General features: G+C 67.8%; 17 protein-coding genes and 1 pseudogene. 15 read left to right on the top strand and 3 right to left on the bottom strand.

Going from position 1 to position 20,216, the window contains the following annotated elements; genetic code table 11:
• Nucleotides 1–63: 63 nt before the first annotated feature.
• Entirely contained in the window at nt 64–915 is an 852-nt protein-coding gene (locus E1266_RS08265; RefSeq protein WP_132045436.1) for a hypothetical protein, read from the top strand.
• A 163-nt stretch (nt 916–1,078) separates the two neighbouring features.
• On the opposite strand, the gene E1266_RS08260 is transcribed toward E1266_RS08265, so the two are convergent.
• The 3 genes from E1266_RS08260 to E1266_RS37835 all read right to left on the bottom strand — a co-directional run bounded on the left by E1266_RS08260 (nt 1,079) and on the right by E1266_RS37835 (nt 4,770).
• Nucleotides 1,079–2,266, bottom strand: coding sequence for a pentapeptide repeat-containing protein (locus E1266_RS08260; protein WP_165965982.1), 1,188 nt, complete (start codon nt 2,264–2,266; stop codon nt 1,079–1,081).
• A 151-nt stretch (nt 2,267–2,417) separates the two neighbouring features.
• On the bottom strand, nt 2,418–3,335 hold the full coding sequence (locus E1266_RS08255; protein WP_132045432.1) for an aminoglycoside phosphotransferase family protein: 918 nt from the start codon (nt 3,333–3,335) through the stop codon (nt 2,418–2,420).
• Nucleotides 3,328–4,770, bottom strand: a complete 1,443-nt coding sequence (locus tag E1266_RS37835; RefSeq protein WP_165965981.1) for an XRE family transcriptional regulator — start codon at nt 4,768–4,770, stop codon at nt 3,328–3,330. The genes E1266_RS08255 and E1266_RS37835 overlap by 8 nt, the downstream gene beginning before the upstream one ends.
• A gap of 354 nt (nt 4,771–5,124) precedes the next feature.
• Between E1266_RS37835 and E1266_RS08240 the strand changes: the two genes are divergently transcribed.
• The 14 genes and pseudogenes from E1266_RS08240 to E1266_RS08175 all read left to right on the top strand — a co-directional run.
• A complete protein-coding gene (locus E1266_RS08240; RefSeq protein WP_132045426.1) occupies nt 5,125–5,661 on the top strand; it encodes an ATP-binding protein in 537 nt (178 codons plus the stop codon).
• On the top strand, nt 5,658–6,074 hold the full coding sequence (locus E1266_RS08235; protein WP_132045424.1) for a hypothetical protein: 417 nt from the start codon (nt 5,658–5,660) through the stop codon (nt 6,072–6,074). The genes E1266_RS08240 and E1266_RS08235 overlap by 4 nt, the downstream gene beginning before the upstream one ends.
• A 151-nt stretch (nt 6,075–6,225) precedes the next feature.
• On the top strand, nt 6,226–6,522 hold the full coding sequence (locus E1266_RS08230; RefSeq protein WP_243718290.1) for a hypothetical protein: 297 nt from the start codon (nt 6,226–6,228) through the stop codon (nt 6,520–6,522).
• Nucleotides 6,473–7,045, top strand: coding sequence for a DUF6879 family protein (locus tag E1266_RS08225; RefSeq protein WP_347876706.1), 573 nt, complete (start codon nt 6,473–6,475; stop codon nt 7,043–7,045). The genes E1266_RS08230 and E1266_RS08225 overlap by 50 nt, the downstream gene beginning before the upstream one ends.
• Entirely contained in the window at nt 7,003–7,926 is a 924-nt protein-coding gene (locus E1266_RS08220) for a helix-turn-helix transcriptional regulator (RefSeq protein WP_243718289.1), read from the top strand. Before E1266_RS08225 ends, E1266_RS08220 begins: the two co-directional genes overlap by 43 nt.
• Nucleotides 7,927–8,090: 164 nt before the next feature.
• Nucleotides 8,091–8,267 (top strand): FxLD family lanthipeptide, encoded by a 177-nt coding sequence (locus E1266_RS08215; RefSeq protein WP_132045422.1) that lies wholly within the window; start codon nt 8,091–8,093, stop codon nt 8,265–8,267.
• An 83-nt stretch (nt 8,268–8,350) separates the two neighbouring features.
• Nucleotides 8,351–11,437 (top strand): lantibiotic dehydratase, encoded by a 3,087-nt coding sequence (locus tag E1266_RS08210; RefSeq protein WP_132045420.1) that lies wholly within the window; start codon nt 8,351–8,353, stop codon nt 11,435–11,437.
• Nucleotides 11,438–11,466: 29 nt separating this feature from the next.
• Nucleotides 11,467–12,702, top strand: a complete 1,236-nt coding sequence (locus tag E1266_RS08205) for a lanthionine synthetase C family protein (RefSeq protein ID WP_243718288.1) — start codon at nt 11,467–11,469, stop codon at nt 12,700–12,702.
• 23 nt (nt 12,703–12,725) lie between these two features.
• Nucleotides 12,726–14,837 carry a methyltransferase, FxLD system gene (gene fxlM, locus E1266_RS08200; protein WP_132045416.1) on the top strand — a complete coding sequence of 704 codons (2,112 nt, stop codon included), beginning with the start codon at nt 12,726–12,728 and terminating at the stop codon, nt 14,835–14,837.
• A gap of 56 nt (nt 14,838–14,893) precedes the next feature.
• A complete protein-coding gene (locus E1266_RS08195) occupies nt 14,894–15,958 on the top strand; it encodes a hypothetical protein (RefSeq protein ID WP_132045414.1) in 1,065 nt (354 codons plus the stop codon).
• Between the two features lie 83 nt (nt 15,959–16,041).
• The gene (locus E1266_RS08190; RefSeq protein WP_132045412.1) at nt 16,042–16,602 is read left to right on the top strand and encodes an ATP-binding protein; all 561 of its coding nucleotides are present in this window, start codon (nt 16,042–16,044) and stop codon (nt 16,600–16,602) included.
• Between the two features lie 821 nt (nt 16,603–17,423).
• Complete coding sequence (locus tag E1266_RS08185) at nt 17,424–18,377, top strand: winged helix-turn-helix transcriptional regulator (RefSeq protein WP_165965980.1); 954 nt, start codon at nt 17,424–17,426, stop codon at nt 18,375–18,377.
• Between the two features lie 91 nt (nt 18,378–18,468).
• The gene (locus E1266_RS08180; protein ID WP_132045408.1) at nt 18,469–19,692 is read left to right on the top strand and encodes an AAA family ATPase; all 1,224 of its coding nucleotides are present in this window, start codon (nt 18,469–18,471) and stop codon (nt 19,690–19,692) included.
• Nucleotides 19,693–19,747: 55 nt separating this feature from the next.
• Nucleotides 19,748–20,216 (top strand): annotated as a pseudogene (locus tag E1266_RS08175) (hypothetical protein); the annotation flags it as partial.

The raw sequence follows: 20,216 nt of genomic DNA, 5'->3' as shown, positions 1-20,216 counted from the left end.
CATGTTTGCCGAATCCTCCGGATCCGACGGTTCCGGGCCCTCGCGGCGGCTACCGTCCATCGGGTGACGAAGGACGAGTACGACGACGGCATCATTGCCAAAGTCACCCGGGCGGCCAACCTGCTGGAGCACCTCCAGGCCATGCAAGCGGAACTCCGCGAGGGCCGGGAGGAACACCAATACGAGCGCCGCGACAATGCACGCGGTGACGAAACCAACCCGATCGTGTGGGTTGAATGGGTAGTGACCAAAACCCCCGCGCCGCTTCCCCTGGCGTTCAGCGCTCTACTCGGCGACGTCATCCACAACCTTCGCGCCGCACTCGACTATTCCACCTGGGCCGCCGTCGATGACGGCATCCGCGAAACGGACCCGCAAGGCGTCGCGTTCCCGCTGTACGACCAGGAGGCCAAGTTCATCAAGTGGACGATCCGGAAGAAGGACTGGTACGCCAAGCCCACCATGGACGCCATTGAGCGCGCCCAGCCGTTCAAGGCACGGGCCAGCCAGCTGCACCCCCTGGCGGTGCTCCAGCAACTGTCCAACGTCGACAAGCACCGGCTGCTCAACGTGGTCGAGTTCGCGGCGTTCGACCTCGGGCCCGTCGGCATCACGCCCGAGCCGGTGGTGAAGCGCTACGGGGCGGCGACGGGCCGGGTGGAGGCTGGTGATGTTCTGGTGCGCATCGAGTTCCCGCGCCCGGTTAAGGGCCATGAGGTGGAATTGCGGCCCACGTTCGGCTGGTACGAATCCGTGCCGTACGAGCGCGGCGGCGAGGTCGACTACCTGCGTATCGACTGGATGTTGAACGCCATTTACCAGATGGTCGTGACTACGGCATCGGACATGATCGTGGCCCGCCGGATTGAACGCGGCGAGGTCGACCCGAACGCAGAAGCCGAGCGCGGCAACTAAACTTGCGACCCTAGGATCTGGCAGCTGGCCACCCCGGTGGGGCAGCGCCTTGGCCGCCCACCGGCACTGATGCCCATCAAGTTCGCCAACCTCGCGCCCTGTTCGCTTCCCTCGGGAGAATCGGTTCCTAGGCGGGCGACACTCCAAGCGAGCACCAGCGGCTTTACGAAAGGCGCGGCGCCACGATGTCATCGGGCAGCCCTGCTGGCCGCACACCGGTCGCCGAGGTGAAGTCGACAATGCCGCCCTCGAACCGGGCCACGCTGAAGTCCACCGTGGCGCCTCCAAACCAGGCGTTCTCGAAGAGAAGTAGGCCGCCCTCGAACCGGGCCCCACCCCCGAACTGGACATCTCCGAAGCCGATGGCCCCACCCTCGAACTGGGCACCCACAAACCCGATCGTCCCGTCAATAAACCGTGTGTCCCTGAAGCCGATCACGGAGCCTCTGAATCGGGCGTCCGCGAAACTAACCACGCCGCCCTTGAACTGGGCGTCTCCGAAGTCGATCACGCCCCCCTCGAACCGAGTCAGCACGAAGTCAGCCATGCCATCCTCAAACCGGGCTCCCTCGAAGCTGACTATGCCGCCCACGAACTGAGCGCTCCGGAAGGAAACCGTGCCAGTGAAGACGGCGCCATCGAAGTTGCCGCCGTCGAACACGACATTGCTGAAGTCCAGGTCGTGGCCACGCCAGGAGACATCGGTGTGGCCATTGAGGTGGTTGCTGATAATGCGGATGACCGTGTGCCGGACTTCACGGGCCGCCTGGTAGGCCGCACGGGCCGTGGCGTGGGCAAGAAGGTCCTCGCCGTCAGCGGGGACCTCTCCAGGGTCGGGTACGTAGGGTAGCCGCAAGAAAGCGCACAGCACGTCGATACAGGTCTGTCGGCCATGTTCCCAGTCATCAGCGAGCCCGGCCATAGCGTAGGCACCGGCCAGCCGCACGGCGGGCTCCTCGTGGCCGAGTTGGGCAGAGGCTGCACCGAACCGTTCATTGAAAACTCTGGTGAGATCGTCATGAGCCTGCTGGTACTCACGGAGTTCTGCCACCTCGGCCAGGCGTTGACGGCGGTAGGCCATCACTAGTGCGAACAACGCCCCCACAGCCGCAACGGTGCCCAGGACTAGTTTCAGCACGTTCAGCAGTTGGTCGATAGGCAGGGTTTGGGGGTGTTGCAGATTCGGGAACCCCAGCGCTGCCAGCACCGTCATCAGCACCGCAGCTAGGCCCGCCACCGCCGCCAGGCCCGCAACCGCCAATGCCCGCTGGATCGGCCATAGCCCGGCTGCCTGCTCCCGTTTCCGCAGTTCTGTTCTGGGATCCCTGCCTGAGTTGCTACCGGCGTCCACCGGCCCTGTCCCACTCATAGCGCGAACCTACGGACACGTTCCTTCCTCGTCTCCCGTGACCCACGATCTGCCCACATCCGGACGGCCTTCGCGCCGGGCGGTGATAACTCAGCCGCCCGGGTACGTCTTGAGGTACCCGTACATACTTCGGCTAACTGTCTCCCATGTGCCAGCGTTTGCGGGCGTCGCCCTTCCTGAGGGACGTTAGGCGGCGGGTGAGTTCGCGACGGGAGAACGGGTCGCCGGGGGCGTTGCGGACATGGATGCCGATGGCATAGAGGTCGCGGATCTGCATGAGGGTTTCGTAGCCGTCCCATCCGCGCAGGTCGTAGCCGTAGGCTGCGGCGAAGTCGTTGACGTCCGTGGGTGAGAGGCCAAAGCGGCGTTCGCCGTGGTAGCTGTGGATCAGGTCCCATTCGCGTGGGCCGGCGGCGACGCTGTCCCAGTCGCCGAGGACCACGTGCCCGTCTCGATGACGTAGCAGGTTGTCTATCCACGCATCGCCGTGCAGGAGTGTTGGTGGTTCGTGGAACGGCAGGCTTTGCCATGCGTCGGTGAGCACCGTTATGCGGCGGCTGAGCCAGGCTTGATCGTCGTGGGTGAGGACGCCGGGCTGGTGTTGGACGGTCGTGCGGATGCCCGCCAGCGGATCCTTCAGGGCCCGGAGTGGAAACAGCGGCATCGGGCTAGCGTGCAGCCGTCGAAGTAGCCGACCGAGGTCGGCTGTGGTGGCCGGGTCCGGTGTTGTGGGGATGTAGCGCCAGAAGGTGACGGTGGCGCCGTCGACGCTCAGGGGTTGGTCGGTGATCTCGTCGGCCGGTTGGACGGTGGGGAAGCCGCGGTCGGCGAGCCAGCGGGTGACTGCTAGGACGGTAGGGAGGCGCTCCGCGGCGGTTGGGGCCGTAGCGACACGCGCGATGATTGGCTCGCGGAGTTTGAACACCGCGTTGCTGCGCAGCCGTAGAAGTTCAGCGCCCGTCGAGTCGAGGCCGACCCGACTACAGGCTTCGCCGAGGATTTGGCGAGCGCGCTGGTGGAGGTTGGCCGCCCCGGTCAGCTGGTTAGGCATCGCGGTGACCAGGGGTGATGGCAGTGTCCAAGGCTAGGGCTTCTTCGAAGGTGTGTAGGGCCTTGTCGCCTCGGCGGTTGGCGGGGATCGCGGAGCGGACGTCGCGGGCGCGGACGAACACGATGGTCGTGCGTTGTTCGGGCGGCAGTGCCATGAGGGTCTGGGTTGCGAGTTCGCACGCCTCGGCTTCCCGTGCGCTGCGGGCGAGCGTCGTCGCCCGATCCAGTTGGATCAGCGCCGGATCGATTCCCGGGCTGTTCGGGCGGCACAGGGCCGAGGCGGTGTCATGCACCGCTTGAGCGCGTGGCCGGTCGGGTAGGTGCGCGTGGGCGCCGCTCATGTACAGGTAGAGGCGCTGCTCGGTGAAGTCGAAGGCCAGCGTTCCGGTGTTGCGATCCTTGATCTTGGAGAAAAGCTGTTGGGCTCGGGCTAGTGCGGCGAAGGCGCCTTGGCGGTCATCGAGGCGGGCCAAGGCACGTCCCTCGGCGGCTGCGGCGAGTGCTGTGGGAGAAGTGGGCTTCGCTCGACCGAGGGCTTGGGCTTCCCGCGCGAGACTTACGGTTTCGGCTGGATCGCCGTAGTAGTACGGGAGCATCGCTTCTTGTGCGCGGACGAGCGCGCGGAGTTGGGGATCGCCGGTGTCGTCGGCGGCCGTCTTGGCCGTCCCGTACCAGGCGCGAGCCTGGCGGATGTCGCCCAGCTTCATCAGGGCGTCCGCGCTCAAGATCGCCAAGGCAGCGGCGACGCGGGAGAGCCGGCATTGGATCGGGCCTGGTTGCCGCTGAGAAGCGAGGTCGCGGACGTCGCTGAACTCCAGCATGAGCTGGCACAGCATCGGCAGAGGGGGAGTGATCAGGTAGTTGCGCCGGCACCGCAGGACCATTTCCTCAAGGCGATCCATCTGATCCTCGGTGACCGTGCCGGAGACCAGGGTGCGGTCCATGTGCTGCCGCAGCGTTTGCACTTCAGCCAGTAGGCGGCCATGCGATATACGAGCGCTCCCGGCGAGGACGTCGTTAAACAAGGTCCGACGGATGGTCTCATCCTCGGAACCATGGGACGGGCCGGGGTTGTGCAGGGCGCTTGGCGTGAGCACCGGTACGTCTGAGGTCGAGGGCGAGGGAGGCGGCATACGGGGAGCCGGAACGACCGCGGTTTCGTGGGGATCGATATCATCCGAGTAGTCGGCGGCCAGGCCGAGCCGAACGGGGTTGGCGCGGTACAGCCGTGAAAGGCGGTCGACGGTGTCAGGCCGTGGACGGCCACGGCCGTTCTCCCACACGTTCAGCAGATCGATGCTGGCATGCGGTTCTCCGAGGTGCTCGCGCTCGCATAGCTCGGCCAGACGGTCGATGGCGGTCCTAGCTGTCCAGCCTTGGGCGAGGCGGTGGGCCTTGAGCAGGCTTACTCCACAGCAGTGGTGGATGGCCTGCACCAGTTTCCACGTCCGCCAGTCCTCGGCCTGGGCTCGCTGGCGCCACCGGCGGGCGCATGACGGTGCGTGCTCTCCTCGGGCCATTCGTTCTCCCCATGCCGTTCTGCCGAGGCCGGGTACCAGTGGGCTTCAGCGTAGACGCCGCTAATCGACCCGGATTCCTCCTTGCCGGGCGTCCACGGTGTTCCGGTGGACCGGCGACGGGTTCGTAGCCGTTTCCGTGGCTGTGCCACGGGTTCTGGACATTCGTGGATTCCCCGCGATTGGCGCCACGCTGACTCTGCGTCACTGTTCTGGCACTCAGACGTGGTCAGAGGGCTGCGAGACAGCCCGAACCGTTCAGGAGGTGTGGTTGTGGCGGAGTCCTCCAGGCTTGCGTGGGAGGTGATGTCCGGACAGAGCGACGAGCCTGTGAACAACGAAGGGACGGTGTGCGCAGGCTTTCGGTTGGAGGCGCATGACCTCCCAGACGAAAGGACTGTGCGTCACGCTAGGGCGTTGGTCAGGCAAGTCCTACGGACTGCCGGCGCGGATGAGAGCGACGTTGACGACGCGGAGCTCGCCGTTGGTGAGCTTGGCGCCAACGCTGTCTCCTACGCCAGCGGGCCTTACGAGATCCGCTTCGTGATCGTCGCCGGACGTCCGACCTGGTGTGAGGTCGTCGACGGAGATAGCGACCTGGTCGGCATCCCGGAAATCCTCGAAAAGCTCGACCACACTGACGCCTCGGAGTGCTCCTCGGAGGAGGTGCCGCAGGGCAGCGGTCACGGCCTGGCCATCGTCCATCGGCTCTCGGGCGGCCGATGCAAGGTGTACCCCACGGTGATGTCCTCGACTGGACGGCCCGGCAAGGCGGTGGCGTTCGCGCTGCCAGGAAGTGGTGCGCGGTGACCAGCCGCCACACCCCCGAAGTCGGCAGCACGCATGTGGTTTCGTTGCTTCAGTCGATCCCGCGCGACCGGTTCGACCTGGCCCGCGACCTCGTTGACCACCTCAGCGACGCGGGTCTGTGCGCCGTCAGCACCTGGGAATGCGCGCCGCCGACCGTCTCGGTGTCGGCACGCCTTGCTGGCACCGATCCGTCGTCCAGTCGAAGTGTCTGGGGCTTGCCGTGGCCCGGACAGGACGTCCTGTATTGGCAGTGGCCGCGAATCGCGTACCGCGGCGGTGTCGTCGCCGGACGCTGGTTCGAGCCCTTGTGCCCGATCGCTGACACCGCTCGGGCCGCCGCCCATCTCGTCGCAGCCGTCCGGCTCATCGCTGCTTCGCCTGCGCCCCGTCCCCGTTCCTTTCGCACCAAATAGTTCGCCCGACCTGGGGTCGGGGCCTGAAGGCTGCATCTTCTGCGCTGCTCGACCGTCTCCCGAATGCTCTGCGGAGGTTGGAACGTCTGTCCGTTCGGAGACTGGACGGTCGTCGGAGCGCGGGTGAATGTCTAGCCGACAGGCGTCACCCTTGGTCACACTCGCGACGCTGGAGGCTGTCGTGCGACTAAGTTTCGTTGGTATCACGCCGGACACCCCGACCAATGAGTGCCCGGCCGTCTACGTCGATGAGGACACCGGCGACGTCTGGTTCCAAGGCGAGCAGGTCACCGACCCGCGAGCACTGGCCGAGGTCGACGGGCACAGCCCGATCGGCGAGCACGAGGTGGTGGTGAAACTGCCGCCGGTGATGAGGGACATCATCCTGGAGGCGATCAATGGCACGTACGAGCGAGGAAGACGCGGGCCAGGCCGCCACGGCGAATGAGGAGACCGGGGCGCAAGTCCCCGAATCGTTCACCTCTCTGCTGAGCGGGTGCCGTTTCTCGGCCGTGCACCTGGAGCAGCGGGACGTCTACACCCCAGCCAATCCCGACTTCCTGCGGTGGCGGGACGGCGATCACTTCGACCCGATCGAGTGGGGGCGCGACTGGATCGACCTGGTGGCGCCGCTGGTCGCCCGTGGGGTGACGGTCCGCCGCGCCCGGATCGTCTCCGAGCCGGTCACCGACTACATCCGGTTCGAGTACGGGGTCACGCCGATGAACGTGGCCGCCGGCGAGCAGGTGCGGTGGCTGCCCCGGCGCCGAGCGCTGGATGTGGCCGTGCCGCTGAACGACTACTGGGTGTTCGACGATCGGGTGGTGCAGTTCAACCATTTCGCCGGGGACGGCTCGTCGCTCAAGCAGCCCGAGAATCGCGACGAACCGGCCCTGGTGTCGCTGTGTCTGACGGCGTTCGAGGCGGTGTGGGAAAGGGCAATCCCGCACGAGGACTACAAGCCGGCCTGATCGAGACCATTGGACGTGCCACCTTGTCCCGCTCGCCCTCGTCGTCGGCGCAGGCTGCCCGGCAAGCGCTCGCCGACCAGTTGAAGGAGATCCGCAGCGAGGCGGGGCTGACTGCCAAGGCGCTGGCCGCTGAGGCGGGATGGGATCGGACGAAGGTCTCCCATATCGAGCACGCTCGCCGCTCACCATCCGCCGAGGACATCCGGACATGGTGCCGCGCGTGCGGGGTTGACGATCGGTCCGAAGACCTGGTCGCGTCGCTGCGGACCGCCGAGGGCATGTGGGTCGAGTGGCGCCGGATGGAGCGGGGCGGGCTGAAGCGAGCGCAGGAGTCCGTCGTTCCGTTGTTCGAGCGGACCCGCATGTTCCGTTCTTACTCGTCGTGGTTGCTGCCTGGGCTGTTGCAGACCGAGGACTACACCCGGGCCGTGTTGCAGGCGGTTCGGCGACGCCGTGGGCTGATCGACGACGTTGAGGCCGCTGTCGCCGTCCGGATGGAGCGCAAGCAACTCCTTCGCCGACCTGGACGCACGTTCGCGTTCCTGGTCGAGGAGTCGGTGCTGCGGACGGGGGTCGGAGGCGCGGACGTGATGCGGGGTCAGCTCGCTCACCTCGCTGAAGCGGGCTCCCAACCATCGGTGTCGCTCGGGATCGTTCCGATGAAGCCCGACCGCGAGATCCGCCAGGTCGAGGACTTCTGGATCTACGACGGTGACCAGGTCAGCGTCGAACTGGTCTCCGGCTACCTGACCATCACCAATCCGCGCGAGATCGCCATGTACGGGCAGGTCTTCAGCGCGCTGGCGGACGAGGCCGTTTACGGAGCACGTGCCCGGCACCTTCTTCGGAGCGCTCTTGACGGCCTGAGTGACGGAAAGTGACCTGTCACATCTGGTCACACTCATCGCCTCGGTCGTCCGGCCGCTTTTAACGTCGCACTGCATTGCTCCCTTGCTCCAGCGGCTGCTGGAGCAGCGCCAACACCAGGTGGTGAGGGCTGGGGGCGTTTGCTTGTCAGCGTTCCAGCAAGCGGAAGGACCCCCAAATGAGCCACAGCACGATGGAGCCCCTCTCGTCCGCCGGGCAGACGGCGGCCGAGGACCCGTTCGACCTGGACATCCGTGTCCTTGAGTTCAGCGACGCCGCCGCGTCCCTGATCAACCTGACCGACGACGGATGCGGCAGTTCCTGCCCCAACGCCTGCGCCACCAACGTCGGCTGAAGCCGGCGAGCCACGCCGAGCGCTCAGGCGCTCGCCGGGAGCTGAGCCGCAAGCGGTGAGTTTCGGACGACGGGAGGGGCACGATGGACGGCCGGTTGTATCAGTGCGGCGACTCGGCGTTTCTGCGCGCCGCCGCAATGACGGAACTGCCGGTTCCCTTGTGCCCCGATCTCTCCGGCGACACTCCGGAGCTCGTCGCCCGGTGGCTCGTGTGGCTGCGGAACGTCTGGACGATCGACGCAGTCGCCGACGCGATCGACCATGCCAGCCCCGGGTTGGCGCGGGAAGTGCAGAAGGTCTTGACGACGGAAGCCCCCGACGTTCGACGGGTACGGCGAACCGTGCTGTCTGTGGCCCGGTACGTCCTGCGGATGACGAACCGGGCCACCCCCTTCGGCATGTTCGCCGGGGTGGCTCGGGCCTCGTTCGGACAAAGGCTCATTTGGCGCTGGGACGACCATCACCGTGTCGTGGCTCGCGTGGACGAGGCATGGCTGGCGGACGTGATCGCCCGGTTGGAGTCGTGCCGGGAGCTCTTCTCGCGACTCACTGTGGTCGTCAACGAGGTGGGTTTCCGGCGCGGAGATCGGCTGGTCGTTCCGTATCCGCCTCAGAGCCCTGATCGGGAGTGTGCGGCGGCGGCCGAGGTTTCGGTCCGTTGCACGCGGGCGGTCGAGCTGGTTATCGAGGCGGCCCGGTCGCCGATTCGGTGCGTGGAGCTTGCCGCGAAGCTCACGGCCGAGTTCCCTTCAGCATCCTTGCCGTTGATCGAGGAGATGCTCGCCGGCCTGGTGAAGCAGCACGTCCTGATCAGCAAACTCCAGCCGGCGGCCACGGTCGTCGATGCCATCGGGCACGTGATCGAGCAACTTGAAGCCGCCGCAGCGGGCGACATCCCGCAGGTCAAGGAGGACTTGGCAGGGCTACGCCAAGTTCGGAGTGGACTGGCGCAGCACAACAGCACGACCGAGCCCGGAGCCAGGCGATCTACCCGGGCCGACGTGGTGTCCCGGATGAGGGATCTCAACGCCGAGTCCGACCCGCGGACTGCGCTGACCCTGCATCTCGACACCCGTCTCGTTCTGCCTCGCCGTATCGCGCGTGAGGCCGAGGCAGCGGCTTCAGCGCTTGCTCAGCTGACGGGCCATCCGTTCGGAACAACGGCATGGCAGAGGTACCACACGCGCTTCTTCGAGCGGTACGGCGTCGGCACGCTCGTCCCGGTCCAGGAGTTGGTCAATCCGGACGTTGGGCTCGGCTTCCCGGAGGGATACCTGGGCGTCCCGGCACCGCCTCGTCCGCGAGTCTCCGAACGTGATGAGCGGTTGCTGGCGCTGGCGCAGGCCGCCGTCCTCGATGGACGTGACGAGGTCGTGTTGGACGAGCGGCTGCTCGAACAACTCGCGCCGGGCGAAACACCGCAGTGGCCGCCCCACCTTGAGATGTGCTTCCAACTGCGTGCGGTGTCCGTGGCTGCGGCGAACGACGGCGACTTCTGCTTGGCCGTAACCGGAGTCTCCCGGGGCGCGGCCACCATGACCGGCCGGTTCCTCGGCTCCCTCAGCCATGCTGACCAAGCTCCGATGAGAGGCTCGTTCGGAGATCTTCCGACGCAGGATCCCGATGCGCTGCCCGTCCAGCTCTCGTTCGCTCCGCTCAACCACACCGCTGGGAATGTCAGCCGCGTCCCCGAACTGCTGCCGTACGTCGTCGGTCTCGGCGAGCACCCGGCTGGGGACAGTACCCGGATTCCGCTGGCCGACCTCGCTGTCGTTTGCGACGGGAAACGGCTCTACCTGGCATCTCGGAGCCTGAAGCGGACGGTCGAGCCGGTTGTGCCGCATGCGCTCGACCTACGGGCGCACACCCCACCGATCGTCCGTTTCCTTGCGGAGGTCAGCAGCGCGCAGACCGCCGTCGTCACGGGGTTCGATTGGGGAGCGGCCGATCGCCTGCCGTTCCTGCCGCGGATTCGATACCGGCGCACAATCGTCTCTCCCGCTCGCTGGATCCTCGATGCTGCGGAACTCCCGGCGGAGGGTGTTCCGTGGCCGCAGTGGAGAGCCGCTTTCCACACGTGGAGTACCCGTCGGCAGCTTCCTCAGGCGGTTCTGCTGGTGCAAGGGGATCGTCGGCTGAACTTGGACCTCGCCGACCCGGGCCAGCTTGCGTTGCTTCGTGCGAGCCTGCGGGGGGCGCGAGCGGTTCTCCTGGAGGAGGCCGCAGAATCCGGCGCCAACGGATGGTGCGGCGGACGCGCTCACGAGATCGTCGTCCAGCTGACGGCTGCTCGCGCCGCAGCCGAACGTCAGTCCATCGGGGTCCAGGTGGCGGGACGTGGCGACGGGCATGCGCCTGGAGCGTCGGCGTGGCTGTTCGCCAAGCTGTACGGGTCTCCGGACCGTCAGTCTGAACTCTTGGCGCGGTACGTCCCCGCCCTTCTTGCCGAGTGGGATGAGCGGCCGGGCTGGTGGTTCATCCGCTACCGCGATCCTGAACCCCACATTCGGCTCCGGATCGCTCTGGCCGACGCGAGCGAGTTCGGGGCGGCCGCCGCCCGCGTAGGGACGTGGGCGCAGCAGCTTCGCCGACTGGGCCTTCTGCACGACGTCCAGTTCGCCACCTACTACCCCGAGACCGGACGTTGGGGAAGCGGGCCTCTGCTGGCGGCAGCGGAGGTCGTGTTCGGTGCCGATTCACTAGCGGTCACAACCCAACTCACCGACCCGCCCGGAGAGCTCCACCTCCAAACGCTCACGGCAACGCAGTTCCTGTCGATGGCCATCGCGTTCACGGGCAGCTTGGAACTCGGGGTGTCGTGGGTGGTCCAGCACGCGGAGGTCAAGGCGCCTACGCCGCTGCCCCGCAGCCTCCGGAATCAAGCAGTGCTCGTCGCCGACCCGACGGACGACTGGGCAGCGTTGTGTGCGCTTCCCGGCGGCCAGTCGATCGCGCGGGCATGGAGGTCCCGTGATCTGGCACTGGCCGCGTACCGTGCTCGCCTTGCCAAGGCCAGCGATGTCGACGCCGACGCCGTTCTGACTTCCCTTCTGCACGCCCATCACATGCGGGCTGTCGGGCTCGACCCCGACGACGAACGCATCTGCCTCCAGCTCGCTCGCGCCGCTGCCCAAGCGTGGACGGCCCGCCGCACGAGGAATTACGGATGACACCGCTAAACCGAGAAGCTGCCCGAGGCATGGCCGATGCCATCGCCGAGCGCCTCGGCTCACCGTCCGAAGTCCGCGCGATGAGGCTGCGTGACGATTGGTGGCCCCAGTCCCTTGCAGTAGGTGCGGCAGGGGTCGCGCTACTGCACATCGAACGTGCCCGTGCGGGGCTGGGCTCGTGGCAGCGGGCGCACGAATGGCTCAACGCCGCAATCAGTGAAGGCGTTAACGCGAGCAATCACGCTCATTTGTACTACGGAGCTCCGGCGGTCGGGTTCGCCCTGCACGCGGCCTGTGGCGAACAGGGACGGTATGCCCATGTCCTGGAGATCCTCGACGGTCATATCGCCGCTGAGACGCGCCGCCGCCTAGCCTCGGCGCACGCCCGCATGGACGCCGGCGCCCTGCCCGCGCTGGCCGAGTTCGACGCCATCCGCGGTCTCACCGGCCTCGGCGGCTACCTGCGGCAGCGCGACGCGAAAAGCCAACTTCTCAGCGAAGTACTGACCTACCTCGTCCGGCTCACCGAGCCCATCAACGACCACCATGAGTGCCTCCCAGGGTGGTGGACCACCCTTGCGCCCTCGGGTCGGCTTTCGGGCGACTTCCCCGGCGGTCATGCGAACACCGGCATGGCGCACGGCATCGCAGGCCCGCTCGCGCTACTCGCGTTGACGATGAGAGACGGCCTGGCCGTGGACGGTCAGGGCGAGGCCATCATCCGCATCTGTACCTGGCTCGACCGCTGGCGCACGGACGACGGTCCTTGCGCCTGGTGGCCTTACTGGGTCACACGTACACAACTTCGCGGTGCTCAACCCATTCCGGCGAAGCCCTCGCGCCCTTCCTGGTGCTACGGAAGCGCAGGCGTGGCCCGTGCTCAGCAGTTGGCCGCCCTCGCTATCGGTGACCGCGCTCGGCAGGAGATGGCCGAGCGCGCCGTCGTCGGTGCCCTCACCCACCCTCTGCAGCTTGCCGCGATATCCGACGCGTCGCTGTGCCATGGCCACGCTGGGCTGTCGCAGATCGTGACCCGCTGCACCGCTGACGCGAACGTCCCCATGACGGGATACCAGTTATCGCTGCCGCAGGCGTTGATCGACCACGAGGACGACGCAGAACGACTTGCCGCGGAACTCCTCCGGTCACCTGATGGACGGTTCGGACTCCTTGAAGGCGCCGCGGGCGTCGCCCTGGCGCTCCACACCGCCACCTCTGGCTCTCCGCCCGTCTCCGGCTGGGACTCATGCCTACTGATCGCCTGATCGAAATCGCGGAGGGAACGAGCGTGGACACTGGCGACTGGCCGCAGGTCGTCATCGACTTCCCCGACTGGTGCGCGGCTGAGGACACCGCGGTGAACGTCCTGCGACCGGCGCTGACCTGTGCCGAGGAGAACGGGTTGATCAGCCGCTGGTTCTTCGTCCGCAAAGCACCGTCTTGGCGAGTTCGGTACGTCCCAGCCGACGGCGCCGCCCTGCTTTACCTGACAGATGTCCTGGACCGTGCGACTTCGGAGAACCGGCTGTCCATCTGGAGGGCCAGCATCTACGAGCCCGAATTGGTCGTGTTCGGCGGTGCGTTCGGTATGGACGTCGCCCACGAGCTGTTCCATCGCGATAGCCATCACGTCCTCACGTACTTGGCCCGACCGACGGCCAGCCGGGTGTTGGGGGGCCGTGAACTGGGCGTGCTCCTGTGCAGCGTGCTGATGCGCGCCGCTGGACAGGACTGGTACGAGCAAGGAGACGTCTGGAGCCGTGTCGCCCGGCACCGTCCTGCCGTGGCCGACCGCTCCCCGTCCCCGCGGCTGAGGGTGGCCGTCCACAAGCTGATGACCGTCGATGTCGGGCCGACCAGCGACCTCGTTGACGGGGGCGCGCTCGCCGCCATCGCGCCCTGGATAGCGGCCTTCGAGCAGGCGGGACGACGGCTGGCCGAACTCGCCGCGCACGGGGTCCTCGAACGCGGGCTGCGGGCCGTCCTGACCCACCACGTGATCTTCCACTGGAACCGGCTCGGTCTGACCTACACCGATCAACACACTCTGGCCAAACTGACAAGCGAGGTAGTGATGGGAACCCTGCGCGACGGCGCGTCAACACCAAACCCGAACGGCGACGACTCTAGGGTCCCCGAGGTGGACATGGAGACTAGCCGGACGCCCGACCCGACCGAGACCGCGGACCGTTTGCGGGACGCGCTCGCCGACGCGCTGCGCGCTAACGGGACGGTGCGCAGCCCGCAGGTCGAGGCCGCATTCCGTGCCGTCCCCCGGCACATGTTCGTCCCGGACATCCCGCTTGAGCAGGCTTACACCGATGGAACCGTCCACACCAAGCACGACGATAACGGTGTCTCCATCAGTGCCGCGTCCCAGCCGACGATCGTGGCGATGATGCTGGAGCAGCTCCAGCCGGCACGCGGTCAACGCGTACTCGAACTCGGGGCCGGCACCGGGTACAACGCCGCCCTCCTCGCGCACCTCGTGGGCGACGAAGGCCACGTCACCACGATCGACGTGGACGACGACATCGTCACCGGCGCCCGCAACGGGCTGGCCGCTGCCGACATCAAGAACGTCCACGTCGTGCTCGGCGACGGTGCGCTCGGCCACGCCGAAGGCGCACCCTACGACCGCATCATCGCCACCGTCGGAGCAGGCGACCTCCCCCTCCCGTGGCTGGACCAGCTCGCCCCCGGCGGCCGACTCGTCGTACCGCTGCGGCTGCGCGGCGGAGTGTCCCGCTCGATCGCCTTCGAACGAGACAGCGACGGACGCTGGCTCGGCCGCAACAGTCGGCTGTGCACGTTCATGCCCCTGCGCGGCATCGCCGATGACGCGCGCCGCGTGATCCCCCTGACCGCCGATGGATCGGTGTGCCTCCACACCAACCGAGAGCAGTCCGTAGACGAGTCGCTGCTGAGCAGGGTTCTGGAGACGGCGCCCAGCGAAGTGTGGACGGGCGTGTTGTTCAGGGGCGACGAATCATTCGAGTGGCTCGATGTCTGGCTCACGTGCGTCATGGACAACGCGCTGAGCCGGATGCCGGTCGAGCGCGCCGCGGTCGACCAAGGCTTGGTTCGTCCCCAGTTCGGCTGGGGTGCCATGGCCGTAGCCGACAAGGGCGACCTCGCGTACCTCACCCTCCGTCCCCACGACCCCGCGAGCGGGAACCGTCGGATGTACGAGGTCGGAGTTGTGGGCCATGGCCCAACGGGGAACGCTCTGGCCGGTCGAGTCGCCGATGCCATCGGAACCTGGGATCAGAGCTACCGATCTCGGCCCGTCGAGTTCGAGATCGAACCGGGCACTGTGGGGCAGGGCACCGCCGCGCCGGTGCCGGGCAGGTTCGTCTTCGAGCGTCCGAACACGCGCCTCACCATCACTTGGCAATGAGACCGCCCCTAAGCCAGGCCGCGCGACGGTTCCCCCTAGTCGCACGTCAGCGGCCGGTGTGCCGACCGCTCGCCGAGCGAATCCAAGAGATCACCGACCTAGCCCGGACCAGCAACGAATCGGCCGATACCGCTGATGGGCTCGCCGCAGCTGCGGCCGCGCAGAACCGGGCGGCCCTGATCACCAGCGACTGCGGCATGCCCGACCTCGCAGCTTCCCTGTGCCGACAGCAGTACGAGCTGTACATGGACGCTCGGCCGCTGACTGCGCAGACGGCGAAGTACGCGCTGGAACCGCTCATCAATCTTGCTCGGCTTCTCATTCGTGCTGGAGATCCAGAAGCCGCCTCCAACCAGTTCAAGGAGCTGTATCGGGCCGTCTGGACGAGGGGTTCGGCAAGGATCGGCGGATGGGACCTCCCGCTCGGCGGCCTGACCCGCTCTGGGCACGAGCACCGCGACCTGTGCCAGTGGCTATGGGGCGTGATGCTCGCCGACGGTCTCCGCGCTCTGGCAGCAGCCGGCAGGTGGGAGCACGCAGGCGCATTCGCGCAGCAGCACCGAGGTGTCGGCCGTCGACTGCTGGACGGTCGGCAGGCCGTGATCATTGCCCAGGCGCTCGCGGGAAAGCCTGAATCCGCTCTGGCGAGCGTCGAGCAAAGTAGTACTTCAGAGGTATGGGAAGAGGCCGTTGCGGCCTGCCTGGCCATGTTGTGCCGACGAGCAGCCGGGCGTCCGCCGAGCACTGCAGATACCGCCCCAGTGGACAAGTACTTGGCGCTCGAACAGATCCCGGGACTCGCGACCTTCCGTGTCCGCGTGGCCCTCACGGCGATCTGCCTCTCCGGCAGCGACAGCGGTCCAATAGTCAGCCGGATCGCCAGCGAGATTCCTGATGTCGAGGACGGCTACGTTGCGCAAGAGCTCCTTCGAAGCCCCGAGCTCAAGGGGAAGCTCACCGCATCCCAACAAGAACAGCTTTTCTTGGGCGTGAAGTCTGCCGGTCTTGGCCAGGGGAGCATTCCTGAACCTCTGCACACGAAACTGCTCAATGCGGCTGAAGAGAGCAGACGTGCTGCGGCGAAGGTTCTCCAGATCCATCCGGCTGCCCAACTTCCCTAAAGCGTCCGACCCAGTTCACCGAACCTGCCCGTGGACCAGCGGTGGGTATCTGACACTTGACCCGACGTAAGAGGTGCCTATTAATGGGCGCTGTCAATCACGTCGTTCGGGCGGCTGCGGTACTGGACGCGCCCGAGGAAGGAACGGGGAAAGTGAAGAACAGGAACTGGGGATTGTGCTCTTCCGCTGAGTGGCTGCGGGGTTCAGAGCCGATGCGGTGGCGCCGGGTCTATCCCGGCCGGGCCGATCAGGTGCGTGTGGCGCGAGTGTTCGCGGCGACGCTGTTCGAGGGGACCGGGCGTGAGGAGGATGTGGCGGTGGTGGTGGCTGAACTGTCCACGAACGCCGTCCGGCACTCGCGGTCGGGCGAGGGGCGGGGCTGGTTCGGCCTGGAGGTCACGCTGGCTGAGATCGCCTACATCGCGGTCACCGACCTGGGCGGGGGCTGCGTGCCTACCATCCGCTCGGAGACGCCAGGGTGCGAGCCGCGGGTGGGCGGCTACGGCCTGCTCACGGTATCCAAACTGGCCCTGGCGATGGGGGTCCACGGTAGCCCTGACGACGGCTTCACCGTCTGGGCCGACATGGACCTGCGCCGCCACACCCAGAACGGTCCGGAGCAGCAGGTGGCACTGGTGTCGTAGGGAGGGTCCAGCCTGTCGGTAGCAGGCTGGCCCCTCAGGGGACAGAGTAGAGCAGCCCTCTTCGAGGGCGGGGCTCCGTCCGCGGACCCGGCATCGACCGGGCTGCGGACGGAGCCCGCCCATGTTTGCGCCGTTTTCTTCGTTTCTGTCTTCAGGAGCGACGCATACAGATGGCTGTGTCTTTTCGGGGTTCTTTTCAATCTTCTTTTCGGGGTTCTTCTCGGGCTTCTGGCTATGACCAGAAGCCCCAAATGCGTACGTCGGTGCAGGTGGATGCGCTGATGCATCTTCTGTTCGCGCGCCCGACTCGTCACCAGGACGACCCCTGGTAATAGCTCGCGATGTGGGTTCTGGTTCTCCTCCTGCCTCTACTCCTCGCCTCTCGGTCGGTTAACCACACCTCCCTACATCACCGGCCCACTGCCGGTGGCCGGCCCGCCAGCGGCTGGGTCGGCGTGGTGCCGTTCAGAGCCGAGGCGTGAGGTCGCCGTGCGCGGTGAGTCGATGAGGTGAGAAGAGGCGCGAAACACCTCGCATTAGGTGTCCACGGGTCACGCCGCCGCGCCTTTCGATGCAGGGGACCTCGAAAAAGGTGCGTGCGTGATGAGGTGCCCGGTTATGAATTGGCGCAAATCTGCTTTACCGGCGGGTGGGTTTAGCGGGTGTGGGTGGGATTGGTTAGGTCGTTCAGCCGTTGAGGTGATAAAAAATGTGGCCGAAGGTGCTTGCTGGTGGCGCGGTATCGAGAAATGGTCGACCTGCCGATGAAGGGGAACGGCGCCGGGAATCCGGTCGCCGGTCACATCGAATGGGGAGATGAAATGGCCGCGAAGAACATCACCGCGAATGGCGCCACCGGAAACGGCACCACGGGCGCAGAGAACGCCGGAAACGGCGCCGCCGCTGTCACGGGCGGGGCGCGCCCGTCCGGGGCGGCTGGGGACGTGTGGGACGCGCTGACGGCCGACCCGGGCGCCACCGTGACCGCGATTGCTGAGGCGTCCGGTGTCAGCCGCGCCACCGTCACGCGCGCGCTGACCGCCCTGGAGCGCGACGGACGCGCGACCCGCACGCGCGGCGGACGTGACGGCGGTAAGCGCCAGCCCGACACCTGGCACCCGGTCACGACCACCACCGGCACCGGCACCGGCACCGGCACCGGCACCGGCACCGGCACCGGCGAAGACGCTCCGGACGCCTCCGCCGAGGACGCGCCCGCCGGTGAGGCGAACACCGACAAGGCGAACACCGACGAGGCGCCCGCCACCACCGACACGCCGGACGCCACCGAACCGACCGGTGCCGAGCCGACCGGTGCGGACACCGGCGCCGGGGACGGTGACGCCGAGGACCCGGGTGCGGGGCTGGATGCGGGGGCGGTGGCTGAGGCGCGCGACGCGCTGACGGGGCTGCAGGACGCCATCGCGGCGGCGCTGACCGCGTTGGATGCCGGGGACGGTGCGGCGGCGCTGACGGCGGTCGAGGGCGTCTACGGCGGGTCGGGTAAGGCGCGGCGGCTGGTGCGGACCGCCGCGAACGGGCGCCCGCGCAACGCCTCGGGCAAGCCGCGCTCGGCTCCGGGTGAGATGCGCACGAAGGTCGCCGCTCACCTGACCGGCCACCCCGGGGCGGCGTTCACACCGCACGAGATCGCCAAGGTGATCGGGCACTCGGCGGGGGCGGTGTCCAACGCCCTGGACCGGCTGACCGAGTCCGGTGAGGCCGAGCTGGTGTGCGACCGGCCCCGCCGATTCACCGCCACCGGCGCCCGCTGAGCGCAGCGCACCGACCGCCATCGGGGGCGGGTCACCGTGCCACCGCCCGCCCCCGGCGTCCTGAACCACCCACACACCAAGGAGCCATGCCATGACCACCGTTCCCACCACCCCGACCGCCGCTGCTCCCGCGACCACGGCGCCCGCGCCTGCGGCCCCAGGTCGCCTCGGCCAAGGAGAGCTGCGCCGCAGGGTCGCCGTTGTGCTGTCCGACCTTCCGGGGGATGTGTTCACCCCGGGTGAGATCGCCCGGGCGCTGGGCCGGTCGGCGGGTGCGGTCGGTAATGCGCTGGCGGCGTTGACCGACCGGGGAGAGGCCGAACTGGTGTCGGCTTCGCCGCGCAGGTACCGGGCCACCGCGACCACCGATGAGGCCGCCAAGGGCGGCGGGGCGCCGCGCACCCGGCCGGTACCCGCGCCCGCCGCCGCGCCCGCGCGGTCCAAGGTTGCGCCCGCCTCGCCGTCGGGCACGTCCGGGGCGTCGGAGAAGGGCAGCGCGAAGGGCGGTAAGGCGGCGCCTGGTGGGCCGGTGGTGCGGCCGAACGGGCAGACCTATCACCCGCGCCGGTTGGCGGATCTGCCGGACGTGGCGGCGCTGCGCAAGCTGCGGGAGGCGTCCGTCCCGGCCATGTTGTACGGGCCTCCCGGGACCGGGAAGACGTCCCTGGTCGAGGCCGCGTTCCCGGACCTGATCACCGTCGCCGGGGACGGTGACACCGCCGTGGCCGATTTCGTGGGCGAGTACACCCAGGCGCCGGGGGGCGGGTACGAGTTCGTCTACGGGCCGCTGGTCACGGCGATGACGGAGGGCCGCGCGCTGCTCATCGATGACGCCACCCTCATCTCGCCCAAGGTGCTGGCCGTGGTGTATCCGGCCATGGACGGGCGGCGGCAGATCACCGTCAAGGCGCACAAAGGCGAGGTGATCACCGCCGCCGAGGGGTTCTACGTGGTCGCCGGACACAACCCGGGCGTGCACGGCGCCGTGCTCACCGAGGCCCTGGCCTCCCGGTTCGCCGCGCAGATCCGGGTGTCGACCGACTACGACCTGGCCCGCGCCCTGGACATCGCACCGCGCGCTGTGCGCGTCGCGCGCAACCTGGCGCGCCGTCAGGAGTCCGGCGAGATCGGCTGGGCCCCGCAACTGCGCGAACTGATCAACTTCCAGAAGGTCGCCGGTGTCCTCGGTGACGAGGCGGCGGTGGCCAACCTTCTCGGCGTCGCGCCCGAAGAGGACCGCGACGTGGTCGCCGAGGTCGTCAGTGCCGTCTACGGACGCGCCGTCACCCCGCTCGCCCTCGGCCAGCAGGTCTGACCGCACGCACCGGCACCCGCACACACCTGACCGCTCCTACTCACCGGAGGAACCCATGGCAACGCACGTCATCCCCGCACCCACACCCGCACCCGTCGCCCCGACCGCCGCGCCGTCCGGCGCCGGACCGGGCACCGCCCCACCGGCACCGGTGACCGGGCTGAGTGAGGCGTGGCTGCGGCTGTCGGCCGCGTTCACTGACGCTGTCACCGACCTGACCGACCGCGAAGACCTCACCGTGCAGTGCGCACCCGGCCTCGGGCGAGGCGCACCCGGTTGTTTCGTCCCGGCGCTGGCCACCATCGAACTGGACGGGATCCACCTGCGGCAGGACCCGGGCACGTGCGATCCGTCATGGCCGACCGACCGGGACCGCTACCCGGCCATGTGGGGCGTGCTCACCCACGAGGCCGCCCACGCCACCCACACCCGCTGGAACGTCCCCGATGGTGCACCTGTCGCCGCAGCCGACGCCGCACTCGCCCTAGAAGAGTCGCGAATCGAGGCGGCCCAGATCCACCGCC

The organism is Actinomadura sp. 7K534 (genome assembly GCF_004348575.1).
Lineage (GTDB): Bacteria > Actinomycetota > Actinomycetes > Streptosporangiales > Streptosporangiaceae > Spirillospora > Spirillospora livida.
This window is presented reverse-complemented; position numbering and strand designations above follow the sequence as displayed.

Coding starts and splice junctions, on each gene's coding strand:
- E1266_RS08255 (WP_132045432.1), bottom strand. CDS start 3,335: ATGCCTAACCAGCTGACCGGGGCGGCCAACCTCCACCAGCGCGCTCGC.
- E1266_RS08225 (WP_347876706.1), top strand. CDS start 6,473: ATGGCACGTACGAGCGAGGAAGACGCGGGCCAGGCCGCCACGGCGAAT.
- E1266_RS08215 (WP_132045422.1), top strand. CDS start 8,091: ATGAGCCACAGCACGATGGAGCCCCTCTCGTCCGCCGGGCAGACGGCG.
- E1266_RS08210 (WP_132045420.1), top strand. CDS start 8,351: ATGGACGGCCGGTTGTATCAGTGCGGCGACTCGGCGTTTCTGCGCGCC.
- E1266_RS08205 (WP_243718288.1), top strand. CDS start 11,467: ATGGCCGATGCCATCGCCGAGCGCCTCGGCTCACCGTCCGAAGTCCGC.
- E1266_RS08190 (WP_132045412.1), top strand. CDS start 16,042: ATGGGCGCTGTCAATCACGTCGTTCGGGCGGCTGCGGTACTGGACGCG.
- E1266_RS08185 (WP_165965980.1), top strand. CDS start 17,424: ATGGCCGCGAAGAACATCACCGCGAATGGCGCCACCGGAAACGGCACC.
- E1266_RS08180 (WP_132045408.1), top strand. CDS start 18,469: ATGACCACCGTTCCCACCACCCCGACCGCCGCTGCTCCCGCGACCACG.